The following is a 17,287-nucleotide window of genomic DNA, read 5'->3' as shown; positions in this document are numbered from 1 at the left end:
GAATAGGATATGAATTAAAATCTCTATTCTGATTTATAACTTCCAATCTCTCCCGTCGAACTTTTGTTGTGTTATTTTCCTCTTATTGGGCTGCCATACCAAGAAGTTTCATCGGATAAAACTTCACCTTTCATCACTAGCGAGAGCGCGTCTATATTCACATGATCCCCAATTTCAGTATCATACAAGATTATGGTTCTTGAATTAATTGTTGTCTGTTTTCCTATTTTCACACTTCCTATTTTCATAATTCTATCTTCGAAAAGATGGGTCTGTGGTCCGCAATCTTCGTTTAGCATAGTTTCATCTCCAATTGTTACCATATCGAATTCTGTAATGTCAGTTGTATTTAACCAAACTTTTTTACCAATCTTCACGCCTAAACATCTCATAAAGAAAGGAAGCCACATGGTCCCTCTTAAAAAATCAAGAAAAAATTGTACTGGAAGTGCCTCATAAAGTGTTGTAATTCCTTCGCTTAACCAAACTTTTAAGCTATACATCGGCATTTCTGTCTTTTTATATTTTCCTACGAAAACCCATTTTAATAAAACAGTGAAGAAAAATGAAGGAAGCGCAACAATTCCGAGATAATAAAACGGTGAAAACAACAGCAAATGATGTATTCTTCCTTCCATATACTTACTTGTGTAGGCTATGTAAAGCACGCTGCAGATAATTACAACGGTTTGTGGAAGAATGATTCTGATACCCTCAATTAGCCCCCTGGCAATTTTTAATTGTAAAGAAGGATTAAATGTAAGGTTGTCTTTAAAAACATCAGATTTCTGTCTTGTTGGAAGCCCGATTGGTGGAGAGCCAAACCAGTCTTTTTCTGTCGAATTTTCCAGCTGTTCTTCTGTCGGAGCTTTGCTTAAAACACCGATAAGCATATTATTTCCCAATTCATAACCCTGCGGAATAAGCCCACTGTTTCCTACAAAGCTGTTGTTCCCGATTTTTGTTTTAGCTAAAATTAATTTTTCATTTCTTACATCATGCTCTCCCAAAACTACTGCATCAGCAATGAATGAGCCCTCACCGATTTCCAGTAAATTGTGTGAAACGTCGCTGGCTGTAGATATTTCTGAATTTTTTCCAACTTTTGAACCCATCATTCTGTAAAATTTACTGATATAAATCGATGCAAAAAGTGGGTGAACAACTATTAGCGAGAGGTTGAAAATTTGGTCTTTCATCCATTTTCGATAGTACGTAAAGCTATAAACGGGATAAACTCCGGGCTGCATTTTGTACTGTAAAATTCGGGTAGCAAAGCTTACGATTAAAATAAATAACAAAATATATACAGCTGAAAGTATCGGAGCCTGCCATAAATAAGAGAAATTATAATCTGAAGCACGTTCATCTAAATAATATAAAGTATATAAAGTCGGAGCCAATGGTAAGACGATTAATAAAGGAAAAAAGAAAAGTGAGCATAAATAAATCAGTGCAAAGCTGTTTCTTTTCGAGGCCGGGCTTAGTTTTGGAGTTGCCAGTTCTTCACCTTCTTTCATTCTGTATTTTTCGGCAGGGCTTCCGTTCCAAATTTCTCCGTAAGCTATTTTTTTACCTTCATTAAGGCAGCTCAGATCCTGCAATTCTCCAAACTCTTCAATCACTGTATCGCCACAGACAATTACTGATGAGCCCAAATAAGCATGGGCTTTTATATGAACTTTTCTGATTTTTAAAATTCCGTTTTCTACAGAAGCATTGTCTATACTACAGCCTGAGCTTGTATTTACATTTTCATCTATGGTTACCAAATCTTCCGCAGCGATAGGTAACAAGCTCAACTGTGCACTTGGATGAACTTTTACACCTAATAATCTTAAATATTTTGGGTATAGGGGTGTTTCTACAATAAATTCTGAAGGCATTAATCTTTTCACGGTTTTCCACAGCCACCATCTGAAATAATACCATCCCCACAGAGGATAATCTCCTTCCTTGATTTTCCCGATTACAAGCCATTTTGTTAATAAAATAATAATTGAATAAACAGGTGGAATTAGAGTATATAAAAGAATAGCACTCAGCAACGCGAAAGAAGTTCCATAGCCATTATCCTGAAAATAGTAATAGCTCAAATAAGGAAAGAAAATTTGTAAGCTAAGTAACGAGAAAACGACCAGCAAGCTTAATGTCTGAGCCGCATTGCATAAATAATACTGCAATGTTGAAACCCTTTGGAAAGGTTCCTGTTCTTTTGTTTGTTCTTGCTTATTTTTTAAACATTCTGCATAGGCTGAAATAGGACGGTTTTCATAAATATCTTTCAAAGAAGCATAAGGAATACCTGCCTTTTGTCTCAAATGAGAAACCAAAGTCGCCGCTAGCAAAGAATGTCCGCCAAGATCTATGAAAAAATCCTGATTCAAATTAATTTCTTTACCTGGAAAAACCCATTGTAAAACCTGTAAAAGTTTGTTTTCAACGGAAGCATTTTTATCAATTACAATTTCTTCACTGCTTTCATGAGCGGTAAAACTTTCGGGGGTGGGAAGTCTTTTTCTGTCGATTTTTCCACTGGGCATTCTTGGCATTTCTTTCATGCTAACAATTGAAATGGGAACCATATATGGGGCTAGAAATTTTGCCAGTTCTTTTCGCATTTCATTTTCATCGAAAGAATTTTCATTGCTCATCAGGGTGTAGCCCACCAATTGTCCCTGTCCGTTAGAATCTTCTTTTACTGCAACGGCAGCGGAAGAAACATTCGGAAGCTGATTTAGTCTTGATTCAATTTCGCCCAATTCAATCCTATAACCACGAAGTTTTATCTGATCATCAATTCTTCCTTGAAAATCAATAAAGCCATTTTCTTGAATAATGACGGCATCACCAGTTTTGTAAATTGTATCTCCCGGAAGTTCCTTGAACGGATTGGGTAGAAATTTTTGTTCAGTAAGCTCTGGAAGATTAAAATATCCTTTACTTACTCCTGGCCCTGAAATAATCATTTCGCCGCGCTCCCCACGCGGAACAATATTCATATTTTCATCTACAATAGCGATATGATAATTGGGAAGAGGTCCGCCAATGGTCAATTCTTGCTGACTGCTCAAAATAGCCATATTCGAAGAAACCGTAGTTTCAGTCGGTCCATAGCTGTTGATGAATTTTCTGTAGGGTTTTGCCCATTTTTCTTGAACTTGTTTTGTACATGCCTCTCCACCAGTGTTAATCAATCGAATGGATGAAACTTCATCAATGATCGCCAAAATACTTGGAACAGCGTGAAGAATAGTGATTTTATTTTTAGTCAAAACGTCACTTAATTCATCTATTGCTTTTACCGTAAATACATCGGCAATCCAGATTGTGGCTCCAGAAAAAAGACTGATCCAAACCTCCTCACACCACATGTCAAATGAAACTGAGAACCCCTGATAAACAATATCAGTATCTTTTATTTGCATGAAATCTTCTTCAGCCCGAATTAAATGACATATGTTTCGATGAGATATCGGAATACCTTTCGGATTTCCGGTACTCCCGGAAGTGAATAAAACGTATGCCCAGTTGTCGGGAGAATTGTTTATTGATAAAGCTTTAATTTTATTTTCGGGTTGAGAAGCAATTGATAAAGACTTACAATGAATATGTAAATCAGTGTCTGAAAAATAAGCTTTAACATTAATATCGGTGAAAACCTTTTTAATTCTGTCTTCTGGCATTTCCCTGTCAAGCGGAACGTAAGCCGCTCCTGCTTTCAAAATTCCGAGAATAGCAACGGGAAGTTCTAGACTTCTGGAATACCAGATCCCTACACAATCTCCCGGTAGTATGCCTTCATATTGAAGTTGTAATGCAATGGCGTTGCTCCAATTGTCTAATTCTTGATAAGTGATCTTTCTGTCGCCAAAAATGAACGCGGTTTTGTCTCTATAATTATTAAAAATAGGGGCTAAAAGTTCAGGCAGTGTTTCATCTCTAATGAATTCAGGTGCTATTTTACCCGTAATAAGGCTTTTCATATTTATTTAATTACTTTTGGTATCCCAATATATAATTTATCTTATTAATTTAATAAACTTGTTTAAACTTTTTAGGAGCAATTTCCCGCTTTTCACTATATCTTTTGTTTCGCTTCGCTACACAAAAGGATGCCGTTACAATCGGGGCTATGGTTATTGTCGCCTATTTAAGCAATAGTAAAGATCTTTGAAAATTAAAAATTTAAACAGATTTAATATCAAATTTGTAATTTTACAATCATTTAAAATAATTATTCCCCTTAAAATTAAAATTAAAATATTCATGCTTACTATTTTATCTCAAAATTTTTCTTTAGTTAATTCTTGGATCAATGAACTTAGAAATGTTGAAATCCAGCACGACAGGATGAGGTTCCGCAGAAATATGGAAAGAATCGGGGAGATTGCTGCTTTTGAGATCAGCAAAAGTTTAGAGCAAAAAGAAATTGAGATCCGTACCCCTTTAGACATGGTAAAGGTAAAAGAAATTGCTGTACAGCCTGTTATTACAACTATTTTGAGAGCAGGAGTTCCTTTATTTCAAGGGCTTTTAAACTATTTTGATAAAGCAGATTGCGGATTTGTCGCAGCCTACAGAAAACACGATGCAAACGATTATTTTTCTATTAAACAAGATTATCTGACCTGTCCGAATATCGAAGGAAGGCCATTAATTTTTGGAGATCCGATGCTGGCAACCGGCGCCTCTTTAATTGAGGCTATCAAAGATCTATTAACCAACGGAAATCCCACACAGCTTCATATTGTGGCTGCAATTGCTTCAAAACAAGGTGTTCAAACCATAGAAAAAGCATATCCCAACGCAAAGATTTGGGTGGGAGCCATTGATGAAAATTTAACATCAAAAGGCTACATTACCCCAGGATTAGGCGATGCCGGGGACTTGAGCTACGGAGAAAAACTTCAGCGATGATTAAAAAAATAGTTGTATTCTTTGATTCAAAAATAAATTAAGAAAGCTTCCAGAAATCTTTCATTGCATTTAATAATAAATTAGTTCGTACTTTATCCAAAGGATGTTTTGTATCCGGGAGCACTGACAGTTTTGCATTCGGGAGGCGTCTGTAAACGTCTGTACTTTCTTCGATTGTCACCATATTATCCTGATCACCCATCATGATCTGCACAGGAATATTAATTGTTGATACATTATCTTTCAGTGGCGGGTTTTTGCCCAGGGAAACCATCATACCGGCAATTGCAGTTAATAGCTGCTTCCATTTCGTTCCGTGCTGATTTTCAAGTAATTCTGCGTATTTCGGAACCTTTTCAACAATGACTTCAGGATTCAGCATTTTACTTTCTTTTAGAGCCTGTTCTTCCGTCCAGTCGAATTTCGTTCCCAAAGTCATGATGGAGTTTAATTTTTCAGGATGTTCCAAAGCGTAGCAGAGTGCTACATAACCGCCCATGCTGTGTCCGAAAATGTATACATCATTTAAATTTTCCTTCAAAATAAAATCTTTCAATTCCTGTGTGTACTTTTCAATCGTGATACCATTTTCCGGGATTTTCATATTTCCATGCCCGGAAAATAGAGGAGTATGGATAGTAAAATATTTTAACAATTCTGCTTTAAATGGTTCAAAAATTTCGCTATGGCTCAAAGCCCCATGCAGTAAAATAAGATTCAGCATGATTATTAATTTGTTTCCTGAAAATTAAGAAAAATTTCGATTCAAAATATTACCCGGAATTCTGAAGTTTAACCCCAAAACCTACAAATCTACCGCCATCACCAAAATACTTACTTTATTGTTTCCCGATTTTAAAATTTCCCATGCAATGGCGGCTAATGTATTTCCGGTGGTGAAAACATCGTCAATCAGCAAAATGTGTTTTCCGGAAATATTTTGGGTGATAGAAAATGTGTTTTCGGTTTTTAGTCTGTGTTTTTTGTCTTTTAAGGCCTGTGCTTTAGAATAATGATTTCTTTTAAATAATTCATGATCAAAGGGAATTTGATAATGTTCAGATAAAGTTTCGGTAAATAAATGGAGTTGATTATAACCTCTTTCCTTTAATTTTTTAGGATGAAGAGGTACAGAAACAAGCAAATCCGGCTTTTGATCTTTAAAATCTAAACGCTCAGCTGTCCATCCGGCAATAATTTTTCCGATTTTTTTCCTCTTTTTGTATTTTAATTCATGAATAATTTTCCGGCTTAAATCTTCTTCTTCAAACTGCATTAATGCAAAAGAATTTTCAACAGGGAAAAGAAGTCTGCATTTTTCTTTTACGGAATTTTCGTCAAAATAATCAAAATGTATAAAATGAATCTGCTTAAAGCAAAGGTTACAGACAAGCTGGTCTGCATTAATGATCCGGCTGCAATTGATACACCGGTCCGGGAATAAAATATCTAAAATCATTTGTGTGTATTGTGAAGCGAAGATAAGATAATTGAACAGAAAAATAAATACTTTGTGAGAATCACGGTGAAATCTAAAATTTATAGACCTTATATTTGAATATGAGTTTGATATTCAAAAAGAGAATACAGGTAACGGAGGAGCATATTGACGGGAATAATCACGTCAACAATGTTCAGTATGTACACTGGGTGGAGGAAATTGCAGACGCACACTGGGATTTTGTAAAACATAAAACAGATTATCCAAATGATATCTGGATGCTGCTCGACCATCATATTCAATATAAAAAACAGGTTTATCTGGGGGATTTCATTACTGTTAAAACCTATCCGAAAGCTCCTGAAGGCATCCGGCAGCCCAGAAAAGTTGAGTTTTTTTGTAATGACCAGATTGTTGTGGATTCTCTGACGCTGTGGGTTTTGATCGACAGGGAAACTAAGAAAATTAAAAGGTTGGAAAGTGATTGGCTGAATAGACTGTAATTATTCTTTCAAAATAGTAACTAAGGCATCGAAATTATTTTCATCAATAATCTCTTTGTAATTACCATTTTAATAAACAATGAAACGCATAGGGCTTTGTAAATTACTTTGCCGGGTCCGATATTCAGGGAAACAAACGAATTCCTTATCTTTGCACTATGATACGTATTACAAAAATTTTTACATTCGAGACGGCCCATGTGCTGTACAATTACGATGGAAAATGTAAAAATATGCACGGACATTCCTATAAGCTGTTTGTAACAGTAAAAGGAAAACCTATTAATGACCTGGAGAATCCTAAAAATGGGATGGTAGTGGATTTTGGGGATATTAAGACAATCGTGAAGTCTGAAATTGTAGATGTTTGGGATCATGCAGTTTTAATTAATGCCCTTTCTCCCCATAAAGAATTGGGCGAAGATCTTGAGCAGAAGGGGCATAAAGTAATCTACTGTACTTTTCAGCCTACCTGCGAAAATATGTTGTACGCTATCGCTGCTAAAATAAAATCCAGGCTTCCAGAAGGAATTTCATTAGCTTATCTTAAACTTCACGAAACCGAAAACTCTTACGGAGAATGGTTTGCGGAAGACAATCAGTAATTTAGAAAAACTCAGACGGTGTTAAAAACGATCATCAATTTAGAACCCGGTAAAAAGGTGTATTTCGCTTCAGATCAACATTTTGGGGCTCCAAACCCAAAGGAGAGCAAGGTGCGTGAAGAACGTTTTATTCGTTGGATGAATGAGATTAAACATGATGCACAGGTTTTATTTTTGATGGGCGATCTGTTTGATTTTTGGCACGAATGGAAACACGTAATCCCGAAAGGCTATGTGCGTGTTCTGGGAAAAATTGCAGAATTGAAGGATCGTGGGATTCATGTTTATTTTTTTGTGGGAAACCATGATCTTTGGATGAAAGATTATTTAGAAGAAGAAATAGGGTGTACGGTTTTTTACAAGAAACAATATTTTGAAATTGCGGGTAAACAATTTCTACTGGCCCACGGCGACGGTCTCGGGCCTGGAGATAAAGGGTATAAAAGAATGAAGAAGCTCTTTACAAATCCTTTTGCCCAGTGGCTTTTCAAATGGCTTCATCCGGATATTGCAATGAAAATAGCATTGTATCTGTCTCAGAAAAATAAAATAATTTCTGGGGATGAGGATAAAGAATATTTAGGTGAGGATAAAGAGTTTTTAATCATTTATTCTAAAGAAAAGCTTAAAACACAAAACATCGATTACTTTATCTATGGCCATCGCCATCTTCCTATGGTGCTGAATTTGGGAGAAAAAGCAAAATACATCAATCTTGGAGACTGGATTTCGTATTTTACATATGGTGTTTTTGAGCATAATTTTGAATTGAAGATTTTTGAGGAAAGCACAAAAAAAATTACCCCATAAAGGGGTAATTATCCGAATGAATTGAAATTCACTCTTGTTTTTAATCCATATTCCAGATATTTCATTACAAGAATCTGACCAAAGAATTATTTTAAAAGATAAAAAAAGTATTAAAAACTATGTTTTTCTTGTTGACCTGTTTGAAATGTGACAATAAGATTTTTTAAATTTTTAGAAGTGGAAAAGATATTCGACATATTGACAGAAGAAGATTTTTTGAAATCATCACTAGAAACGTTCTCTTACCAATATGAAAATATTGAGATATATAGGAAATTTGTAGACTATCTGAAAATCGATCCGAAAAAAGTAGACAATCTGGCGCAAATTCCGTTTCTACCTATTGAAATGTTCAAAAATCATAAGGTAATAGACGAAAATGCGACGACTGATTTGTTTTTTCAAAGTTCCGGAACGACAAAGATGAACTTGTCAAGACATTTTGTAGCTGATGAAAATATTTATAAAGAAAGTATATATAGAAGTTTTAAACAGTTCGTCGGAAAGCCAGAGGATTTTATTTTCTTGGGTCTGTTGCCTAATTATCTTGAGCGGCAAAATTCTTCGTTGGTATATATGGTTGATTATCTGATGAAGAAATCCGGCAAACCGGAAAATGGGTATTTTCTATACAACCACTCAGATTTATTCGAGTTATTAAATACATTAAAAAACAAAAAGGTTATTCTTTTCGGGGTTTCTTTCGCGCTGTTAGATTTTCTTGATTTTTGCAACTCCAACACTCCAACACTCCAACACTCTAACACTCTGACAGTAATCGAGACTGGAGGTATGAAAGGCAGAAAAGAAGAAATAACCAAAGACGAATTGCTGAAAATCTTACAGGAAGGCTTTAAAACAAATAAAATTTATTCAGAATATTCTATGACAGAGTTGCTTTCTCAGGCCTATTCTCTAGGAAATAATGAATATGAATGTCCGAATTGGATGAAAATTATGATACGCAATGCCGAAGATCCATTTAATTATGAAAAAGAAGGCAGAACAGGTGCCATCAATATTATCGATCTGGCAAATATTCATTCGTGCTCATTCATTGCAACACAGGATTTAGGGAAAATTATTGGCAATAAGTTCCAGGTAATGGGAAGAATTGATCACTCGGATATTCGAGGGTGTAGCTTACTTGTAAGTTGATATGAGAGAATGGGGAGGGGTATATAGTCGTAAGGTTGAAGTTCAGAGTTTCAATTAGTATGCTTTAAAACCCCCATTATAATTTGCTGAGTAAAACCACCTTGTGAAGTGAACAGAAACTTAAAGATAGTAATATTAAAATAAATCTTTGCGGTTTTTGCGTTAAAATAAAAAACAAAATTAAAGTGTTAAAAATAGAAGAGTTAGTACACGCATTTATCTATTCTCACTGTGATTTTGAGAAACAAATTTGTATTGACTAATCATTTCCAGGCAGATTGGGAGGTGGATTTGCTCATTATTGATTCCAAAGGTTTTAGCCATGAGATTGAAATTTAGCTTTCTAAAAAGGATTTTAAAAATGACTTTAAAAAATCCTTTACAAATTTACATACAGGGAAAAATTTTTAGAACCATAATTCCTTCAGCTTCTTGTTACCTATGGGAATGGTAGATCACGATTTGATTCCGGAACATTGTGGAATCATTGAATTTTACCATAATATAGATTTTTGGGAAACGGAATTTTATGTGATCCGAAAGCCAAAGCGTGTTCACAAAGATTCTTACTGGGAGCTTAATGACAAAGACCTTTTCATCCGAAAAGTGGCACTCAATTTATTGCAGCGAAAACTCGAAATCAAAAGCAAACATAAAGAATTAATTTTTAAGAATTTTTTTGATATAAAAAAGTTGAAATAAAAAATCCTGTCTTTTAACAGGATTTATTTTTTATATTAATTGAGGTTAATCAACAACAACATCAGAATCTCTCTGAAGTAAAAATTTGTAAATCAGTCCTCCCGCAACACCTCCGAGAATTGGAGCTACCCAGAATAACCAAAGTTGTGATATTGCATTTCCGCCAACAAATATAGCTTGAGAAAGTGATCTTGCTGGGTTTACTGAAGTATTTGTAATCGGGATTGAAATCAGGTGGATCAATGTTAAAGCTAGTCCAATTGCAATTCCGGCAAATTTCCCGTTAGCATACTTATCCGTTGCGCCCATGATGATAATCAGGAAGAATGCTGTAAGTAAAAATTCAGTTAAAAATGCCGAACCCATTGAATATCCTTTTCCAAAATAAACGGCATCGCCATAAAAATTGGTGGCAAAAGCTCCCGGCCCGGAAAAATCTGGCGTTCCTGAACCATTTAGAATTGCGAAAAGTGCCCCCGCTGCTGCAACAGCTCCTAAGCATTGAGCAACAATGTAAGGGATGAGATCTTTAGCAGAAAACCTTCCTCCGGCCAATAATCCGAACGAAACAGCAGGATTGAAGTGTCCTCCGGAAATGTGTCCTACGGCATAAGCCATTGTAAGAACAGTAAGCCCGAAAGCCAAAGCAACACCTATAAGGAGAATCCCTAGTTGACCATTAGATGCGGGAGCAATTTGAGAAGCAAAGATTGCACTTCCACAACCTCCAAAAACAAGCCAAAATGTGCCGAAAAATTCAGCGAAAAGTTTTTTTATCATGTTGTTTATTTTAAATGTATCTCAAATTTAAAATTAAAATATTAAAATAAAAAAGAAAATGTAAAAATATTTCAAATGTCAGAATGATTTTTTTATGAATTTAATAATTCAATTTTGTATTTATTGGATAATTTATTTTAGTTATATCTTATTAGTAGTTGAATTGTATGCAATAATTGCTTATTTTTAGTTATAAATTTAAAAGCATCTTAATGAAAAAGTTTTTGTGTACGATTTTAGTGTCTTTTATTTTTCATAATTACTATTCTCAATCTGCAAAAAAAGTTCTTCCCTGTTACGATCTTACAGAGGTTTTGAAGATAGAGCCTACAGCTCTTTACAAGCTGCATTTGGATGCTTCAAAAAGCTTTGGCATTAAACTTCTTAAAGATTCAAGGACCTTTCAGAAGTACATTGTCAACCGAAAATTTCACAAAATAAAAAAGTCAGGAAAAGGATATAGGGTTCAGAAGCTGGATTACAGCAGGGCATGGATGGTTTCGAAAGCAAAGCTGATGCTGGAAAAGATTGGGACAAGATTCGGCAAGGAAACAAAAGGCCATACTTTTACGGTTTCTTCCATGACCAGGACGCTGGAGGATCAGTGCAGACTAAGAAAGGTTAATTCTAATGCTTCTTTAGGAATAAGCTCACACAATTACGGCAATTCTTTCGATATTTCTTATGTACGTTTTAATAATGTTTTAAAGTATAATCCAAAGATGGAGATTGCCTTGGAGAAGGTTCTGAAATATTATTATAAGCTAGGAAGAATTTATTATATCAAAGAGAAACATCAAAGCTGCTATCACATTACGGTCAGAAATTATTAACAAATTTTCAATTATAGATATGCAAATAAAATTCGCAGTATAAGTTAAGCTTGATTTTTATAAATTTTATTTTGATTGTTAAATTCTCCAATAGTTCTATAATTTATAGTATTATGTCTTCTTATTTATTGTCCATACAAAAGTATTGTTAAATTTTTTACTTGTATACTGAATCCTCTTGCTTGAATGAAAAAATTAATCTATAGTTAACTTTTTTATTTTTGACAGCCATTTTCTATGTGGCTGAATTTGTCTCCGTAGTACTCATTCCGGTACTTAATCTCCAGCAATTACTTTTCGGTCATACAAATCCATAAATTCAAAAAAATTGTTTAACCTTGCAATGATAAAAAACACAAAAAAAGATAGAGGATTGGTTTTAATTTCTTTACATTCTCCTAATCATTTCTTTTTCCGTATTTTTGCATGCGAAAAATTCATTATTCATTATTAATCATTATTTAACACATGCTTTCGGTTCAAGGTTTAGGATTACATCACTCGGGAAATTATCTTTTTCAAAACGTAAATTTCACAATTAAAAAAGATGATAAAATTGGTCTGGTTGGTAAAAATGGAGCAGGAAAATCAACTTTATTAAAAATGCTCTCCGGCGAAATCAATTTCTACGAAGGAAATGTAGTACCCGAAGGGAACATCACAATCGGCTTCCTGAAGCAGGATCTTGATTTTGTGAAAGGAAGAACGGTCTGGGACGAAACCATGCAGGCTTTCGAACAGATCAACGCATGGAAAAATGAGCTTGAGGAGGTAAATCATCAGATGGCTGTAAGAACCGACTATGAAAGTGATTCCTATACAGATTTGATTAATAAAATGACGGAACTGAACGATCTTTTAATGAATCACGATGCCTACAACCTTGAAGGCGATATGGAGAAGGTATTGTTTGGTCTTGGTTTCAAAGCAGATGACTTCCAAAAGATTACCGATGAGTTTTCCGGAGGATGGAGAATGAGAATCGAGTTGGCAAAGCTACTTCTTCAAAAGAACGACATCATGCTTCTCGATGAGCCTACCAATCACCTCGATATGGAATCCATCATGTGGCTGGAAAATTTTTTGAAAGATTATCCGGGTGCCATTGTGCTGGTAAGCCACGATAAGCAGTTTATGACGGCAGTCTGTAACCGTACTTTTGATATCAACAATAAAAAAGTTGACGATTATAAAGCCAATTACTCAAAATATCTCATCATGCGCGAAGACCGCCGTGAAAAGCTGATTCAGGCTAAAAAGAATCAGGATGCGGAAATCAAGCAGATGGAAGATAATATTAATAAGTTCCGTGCAAGTGCCACAAAGGCTTCTTTCGCACAGTCCCTTATTAAAAAATTAGATAAAATCGAACGCATTGAAGTAGATAATGAAGACGTTTCGAAATTCAATATCCGCTTCGTTCAGTCGGTTGTTCCCGGAAAAGTAATTTTTGAGGCTCAAAAATTAGGGAAAGCTTACGGAGAGAAGCAAATTTTTGATGATGTAGATTTTATTGTTCAAAGAGGAGACCGAATCGCGCTTCTTGGGCAGAACGGGCAGGGAAAAACAACATTGGCGAAAATTCTTGCCGGAGATATCAAGGATTATTCAGGTTCATGGAATCTTGGGCATAATGTGAATATCGGTTATTTTGCTCAAAATCAGGAGGAAGTTTTAACACCGAATAAGACCGTTCAGGAAGAGGCGGAAGATGCAGCAACGGAAGAAACAAGGCCGAGAGTAAGAGATTTATTAGGATCTTTCCTGTTTCAGGGCGAAGCGGTGAATAAAAAAACAAAGGTGCTTTCCGGAGGGGAGAGAAACCGTCTGGCGCTTTGTAAATTATTGCTTCGTCCATTCAACACATTGATCATGGACGAACCGACAAACCACCTTGATATCCAGTCTAAGGAAATTATCAAGCTGGCTCTTCAGAAATTTGAAGGCACTTTAATCGTAATTTCGCATGACAGGGAGTTCCTGCAGGGGCTTTGTGACAAGATTTATGAATTCCGTGACGGTAAAATGAAAGAATTCTTAGGAGATATCAACGAATATCTTGAATTCCGACAAAAAGAATCGATCCGGGAAATTTCTGCCGAAAAAGCAAAGCTTCACGGAGAAGAGACTAAAGTTGAGGTAAACGCTAAGAAAGAGGAAAAGCCAGCAACCGAAAACCTGCAACAATCAACCATTGTAAACAAAGAGCAGAAAAATATTCAGAATAAAATAAAAAAAGTAGAAGAAAAAATTTCTGAGCTTGAAACAAAAGTTGAAAAGTTTGAAGCTTCTTTTATCAAAGAAAATCCTTCTGAAGAAACGTTGGAAACCTATAATAAAACCAAGGAAGAACTGGAGCTAGCTCTACAGGAATGGGAATATTTGGGTTCTCAGTTGGATTAATTTTTTTGAATTAAAACATATAAATGAGATGCTTCGGCAGGTTCAGTATGACATCGCTACAAATTCACCGTTAAATAATGCGGTTAGTGTTAGAGCTGTCATACTGAACCTGCCGAAGCATCTCAATAAATTATAAGAGAAATTGTAACAAAATCTCAATAACTTCTACATATCAAACAACGTTTTTAATAAAACTTTAATCTAAAAACTTAAAATATTTTTATAATTTTGACGAATGATTGTTAAAGAAAGCAGAAATCTGAAAAGTTTTATTTCCAAATTATTGTTTGGGATATACTTTATTGCGCTGTTTTCTCAAAGTTTTCACACTCATAGTTCTGAAGATATTTTCAAGAATTTCAGTTTCAAAAAATCAGAAAATTCGGTTTCAAAAAATATTGCTAAAGAAAAAGCTGCAGATTGTCTTGCTTGCCATTTCTTAGCAGCCGGACATACATTAGTTCCTGAGGAATTTAGCTTTTTTTTTGAAAATTATACGCATGAAGTAAAGCAGATCATTGCTGTTCAGGAAAAAATATGGTCCCAGACCAAATTCACTTTTCAGCTTCGGGGGCCACCCGCAATTTCATAATTTCATAGATTTTTGGTTTAAATTTTAATGTTTTGAGTTCCAGGTTTTTGCAATCGTAAAACTCTTACGTACAAAAAATTTAATAATTTTTTTAACGAAAAAATGTACTTCAGTGAGGTACACAATCAATCTATTTAACAATGAAATTGATATATAGCCTAATGCTTATCTTTTGCGGATTCGCATTTACAAACGCACAAAAAGCTTATGCGGTAGAAGGAACTGTCCAAGATTTCCATGATAAAACGATACTGGAAAATGCCATTGTGAAAATCGGTGATTTCACTACAAAAGCGGATAATAAAGGTAAGTTTTTTTTCGATAAAATTCCTTCGGGAAAATATATACTCATTGCTAAACATCCTGATTGTAATGATTATACTGAAAGTATTTTAGTTAATCAGGATTTGCATTTAATGATCATACTGGAACACCATGTTCAGGATATCGAAACGGTAACCATTCACGGAAGCCATAAAAGCAATGGCTCTTTAATTATCAAAATGCTGGATAAATCTGAAATTGAAAGGAATTCTACAGATAATCTGGGTAATTTACTGTCAAAAATTTCGGGTGTGGCAATTTTAAAAACAGGGAATAATATTTCAAAACCCATTATTCATGGATTGTACGGCAGCAGAATTTCTATTTTAAATAATGGAGTGAAACTTGCCGAGCAGGAATGGGGAGTGGAGCACGCACCAAATGTTGATATTAATAATTTTCAACATATTGATGTGATCAAAGGGGCATCTGCATTAAAGTACGGGAGTGGCGCCATTGGCGGAGTTGTGGTAATGGAACCAGAAGTTTTTCCTAAAAAAGATACCATTAAAGGTTCAATAAACCTTTCGGGTATTTCAAATGGAAAAGGGCTTGGTTTAGAAGCTGATATTGCTAAAATCTGGAAAAACGGCTGGGCAGTAAAAACTGGCGGAAGCATCAAAAAATTAGGAGATCAGCATACTCCTGATTATAATCTAATGAACACAGGGATGGATTTTTCATCATTCAATTTTACGGTTCAAAATAATACTTATGAAAAAGGAATTTCATTTGATTATTATTTAACTAACCAGAATATTGGTATTTACAGAGGTTCTCACGTTGGAAATAATGAGGATTTCTACAATGCAATTATATCAAACATTCCTGCGTATACCGGAAGTTTTACTTATGATATCAATAATCCGAGACAAGTGATCGAACATCATATTGCTAAAGTCTCTGCGTTCAAAAGGTTTGAAAATATTGGGAAATTGTCTGCAACGTACAGCTATCAGTACAACCACAGAAAGGAATATGATATCAGAAGAGGTGACCTGGCAGACACGCCGTCCTTGGATCTGGAGCTCATGACCCACCAGTTTAATATCAATGATTTGCTGGAAAGAGGGAAATGGTCTCTGGAAACAGGAATTGATGCGAGTTTTCAAAACAATTATTCGGATCCGGAAACGAAGGCGAGACGCCTGATCCCAAATTATGATAAATATTCAGCAGGAATTTATTCTGTTTTTAAATATAAAATTTCACACGATTTCAATGCAGAAGGAGGGATGAGATATGATTTCAACCGCTATGACGTGACTAAATGGTATGATAAAAGCGACTGGGAAAACCTGTACGCAAATTCTTATTCTGAGTTTTATGTAAGAGCCAATCAGAACAGGGTGTTGACACGTCCAAAACTAAATTATGAAAACATCTCATTCAATGCAGGTTTGGAATATCGTCCGAATGCTAATTTTGATGTTAAATTTAATTATGCAAAAGTAGGAAGAACACCGAATATTGCAGAATTATTTTCAGATGGTCTGCATCACTCGGCTGCGGTGATTGAAATCGGAGATCTCGGTCTGAAAAATGAACAGGGGCATCAGTTTAATCTTACGGTTGATACAAAATTTAATGTTTTGAAAGGCTTAAATATCTCTGTGAATCCGTATTTTTTTATTACTAAAAATTTCATCAATGAAGTTCCGACGGGAATTCAGAATACCATCAGAGGTGTATTTCCAGTTTGGTCGTACCAGCAGATTGACGCTAAAATGTATGGGATAGATCTGGATGTCAGCTGGAGGCTTACTGATAATCTTACCTATGTAGGAAAAGGAAGTTATGTCTACGGACAGGACGATACACACAATGTTCCGTTGATTTTAATGATGCCTCCGAATTTTTCCAATGCATTGCAGTTTAATAAAGAAAACTGGAATCATTTCTATTTTACGTTAGAAAATCAGACATTTTTGAGACAAAACAGATTTCCGGTTTATAATGCAACGATTCCGGTGTATGTAGATGGAAATGAAGTGGATAAAACAGTTGATTTCAGTACTCCTCCAAGCGGATATTCGCTATGGAATATCCAGGCGGGAATCAACATCAGCAAAAATCTTTCTGCAGGTCTTATTGTGAATAATCTTTTCGATGTTTCGTACAGAGATTATCTTAATCGGATGAGGTTTTTTGCGGACGAAGCGGGAAGAAATTTTGTTTTAAACTTTAGATACAGATTCTAAAGAGGTTAAAAAATT

General features: G+C 35.2%; 14 protein-coding genes. 10 read left to right on the top strand and 4 right to left on the bottom strand.

Going from position 1 to position 17,287, the window contains the following annotated elements:
- Window positions 1–71: 71 nt before the first annotated feature.
- Window positions 72–3,986 (bottom strand): Pls/PosA family non-ribosomal peptide synthetase, encoded by a 3,915-nt coding sequence (locus tag BW926_RS10235; protein ID WP_076446801.1) that lies wholly within the window; start codon window positions 3,984–3,986, stop codon window positions 72–74.
- Window positions 3,987–4,269: 283 nt separating this feature from the next.
- Between BW926_RS10235 and upp the strand changes: the two genes are divergently transcribed.
- Window positions 4,270–4,920, top strand: coding sequence for a uracil phosphoribosyltransferase (upp, locus tag BW926_RS10230; protein WP_076446848.1), 651 nt, complete (start codon window positions 4,270–4,272; stop codon window positions 4,918–4,920).
- A gap of 37 nt (window positions 4,921–4,957) precedes the next feature.
- Here the strand turns inward: upp and BW926_RS10225 are convergent, their stop codons facing one another.
- Window positions 4,958–5,644, bottom strand: a complete 687-nt coding sequence (locus BW926_RS10225; protein ID WP_076446800.1) for an alpha/beta fold hydrolase — start codon at window positions 5,642–5,644, stop codon at window positions 4,958–4,960.
- An 81-nt stretch (window positions 5,645–5,725) separates the two neighbouring features.
- Window positions 5,726–6,379, bottom strand: coding sequence for a ComF family protein (locus tag BW926_RS10220; protein WP_076446798.1), 654 nt, complete (start codon window positions 6,377–6,379; stop codon window positions 5,726–5,728).
- Window positions 6,380–6,480: 101 nt separating this feature from the next.
- On the opposite strand from BW926_RS10220, the gene BW926_RS10215 reads away from it, so the two are divergent.
- From BW926_RS10215 to BW926_RS14565, 5 genes are all read left to right on the top strand, one after another.
- On the top strand, window positions 6,481–6,864 hold the full coding sequence (locus BW926_RS10215) for an acyl-CoA thioesterase (protein WP_076446797.1): 384 nt from the start codon (window positions 6,481–6,483) through the stop codon (window positions 6,862–6,864).
- Between the two features lie 158 nt (window positions 6,865–7,022).
- The gene (gene queD, locus BW926_RS10210) at window positions 7,023–7,469 is read left to right on the top strand and encodes a 6-carboxytetrahydropterin synthase QueD (protein WP_076446795.1); all 447 of its coding nucleotides are present in this window, start codon (window positions 7,023–7,025) and stop codon (window positions 7,467–7,469) included.
- 18 nt (window positions 7,470–7,487) lie between these two features.
- Window positions 7,488–8,279, top strand: coding sequence for a UDP-2,3-diacylglucosamine diphosphatase (locus tag BW926_RS10205; RefSeq protein WP_083672300.1), 792 nt, complete (start codon window positions 7,488–7,490; stop codon window positions 8,277–8,279).
- Between the two features lie 177 nt (window positions 8,280–8,456).
- Window positions 8,457–9,437: a LuxE/PaaK family acyltransferase gene (locus tag BW926_RS10200; protein WP_076446844.1), complete on the top strand. Its 981-nt coding sequence runs from the start codon at window positions 8,457–8,459 to the stop codon at window positions 9,435–9,437.
- 447 nt (window positions 9,438–9,884) lie between these two features.
- The gene (locus tag BW926_RS14565; RefSeq protein WP_228403433.1) at window positions 9,885–10,139 is read left to right on the top strand and encodes a hypothetical protein; all 255 of its coding nucleotides are present in this window, start codon (window positions 9,885–9,887) and stop codon (window positions 10,137–10,139) included.
- 45 nt (window positions 10,140–10,184) lie between these two features.
- Here BW926_RS14565 and aqpZ read toward each other — a convergent pair whose 3' ends face one another.
- Window positions 10,185–10,916 (bottom strand): aquaporin Z, encoded by a 732-nt coding sequence (gene aqpZ, locus BW926_RS10190; protein ID WP_076446842.1) that lies wholly within the window; start codon window positions 10,914–10,916, stop codon window positions 10,185–10,187.
- Window positions 10,917–11,131: 215 nt separating this feature from the next.
- Here aqpZ and BW926_RS10185 point away from each other — a divergent pair, with 215 nt between their 5' ends.
- The 4 genes from BW926_RS10185 to BW926_RS10170 all read left to right on the top strand — a co-directional run bounded on the left by BW926_RS10185 (window position 11,132) and on the right by BW926_RS10170 (window position 17,272).
- The gene (locus BW926_RS10185) at window positions 11,132–11,752 is read left to right on the top strand and encodes a DUF5715 family protein (protein ID WP_076446794.1); all 621 of its coding nucleotides are present in this window, start codon (window positions 11,132–11,134) and stop codon (window positions 11,750–11,752) included.
- A 468-nt stretch (window positions 11,753–12,220) separates the two neighbouring features.
- A complete protein-coding gene (locus BW926_RS10180; RefSeq protein ID WP_076446792.1) occupies window positions 12,221–14,155 on the top strand; it encodes an ABC-F family ATP-binding cassette domain-containing protein in 1,935 nt (644 codons plus the stop codon).
- Between the two features lie 235 nt (window positions 14,156–14,390).
- Window positions 14,391–14,747, top strand: coding sequence for a hypothetical protein (locus BW926_RS10175; RefSeq protein WP_076446790.1), 357 nt, complete (start codon window positions 14,391–14,393; stop codon window positions 14,745–14,747).
- Window positions 14,748–14,887: 140 nt separating this feature from the next.
- Complete coding sequence (locus BW926_RS10170) at window positions 14,888–17,272, top strand: TonB-dependent receptor (RefSeq protein ID WP_076446789.1); 2,385 nt, start codon at window positions 14,888–14,890, stop codon at window positions 17,270–17,272.
- The last annotated feature ends 15 nt before the right edge of the window (window positions 17,273–17,287 follow it).

Source organism: Chryseobacterium sp. RU37D, assembly GCF_900156075.1.
Classification (GTDB): domain Bacteria; phylum Bacteroidota; class Bacteroidia; order Flavobacteriales; family Weeksellaceae; genus Chryseobacterium.
Note: the sequence above shows the minus strand (reverse complement) of the source record. Positions and strands in the feature narration are given on the sequence as shown.

What these genes read in the sequence shown, in the direction of transcription:
- BW926_RS10185 (WP_076446794.1), top strand. Translation starts at nt 11,132, where the DNA reads ATGAAAAAGTTTTTGTGTACGATTTTAGTGTCTTTTATTTTTCATAAT.
- BW926_RS10235 (WP_076446801.1), bottom strand. Translation starts at nt 3,986, where the DNA reads ATGAAAAGCCTTATTACGGGTAAAATAGCACCTGAATTCATTAGAGAT.
- BW926_RS10225 (WP_076446800.1), bottom strand. Translation starts at nt 5,644, where the DNA reads ATGCTGAATCTTATTTTACTGCATGGGGCTTTGAGCCATAGCGAAATT.
- queD (WP_076446795.1), top strand. Translation starts at nt 7,023, where the DNA reads ATGATACGTATTACAAAAATTTTTACATTCGAGACGGCCCATGTGCTG.
- BW926_RS10215 (WP_076446797.1), top strand. Translation starts at nt 6,481, where the DNA reads ATGAGTTTGATATTCAAAAAGAGAATACAGGTAACGGAGGAGCATATT.
- BW926_RS10170 (WP_076446789.1), top strand. Translation starts at nt 14,888, where the DNA reads ATGAAATTGATATATAGCCTAATGCTTATCTTTTGCGGATTCGCATTT.
- BW926_RS10175 (WP_076446790.1), top strand. Translation starts at nt 14,391, where the DNA reads ATGATTGTTAAAGAAAGCAGAAATCTGAAAAGTTTTATTTCCAAATTA.
- upp (WP_076446848.1), top strand. Translation starts at nt 4,270, where the DNA reads ATGCTTACTATTTTATCTCAAAATTTTTCTTTAGTTAATTCTTGGATC.
- BW926_RS10220 (WP_076446798.1), bottom strand. Translation starts at nt 6,379, where the DNA reads ATGATTTTAGATATTTTATTCCCGGACCGGTGTATCAATTGCAGCCGG.
- BW926_RS14565 (WP_228403433.1), top strand. Translation starts at nt 9,885, where the DNA reads ATGGTAGATCACGATTTGATTCCGGAACATTGTGGAATCATTGAATTT.
- BW926_RS10180 (WP_076446792.1), top strand. Translation starts at nt 12,221, where the DNA reads ATGCTTTCGGTTCAAGGTTTAGGATTACATCACTCGGGAAATTATCTT.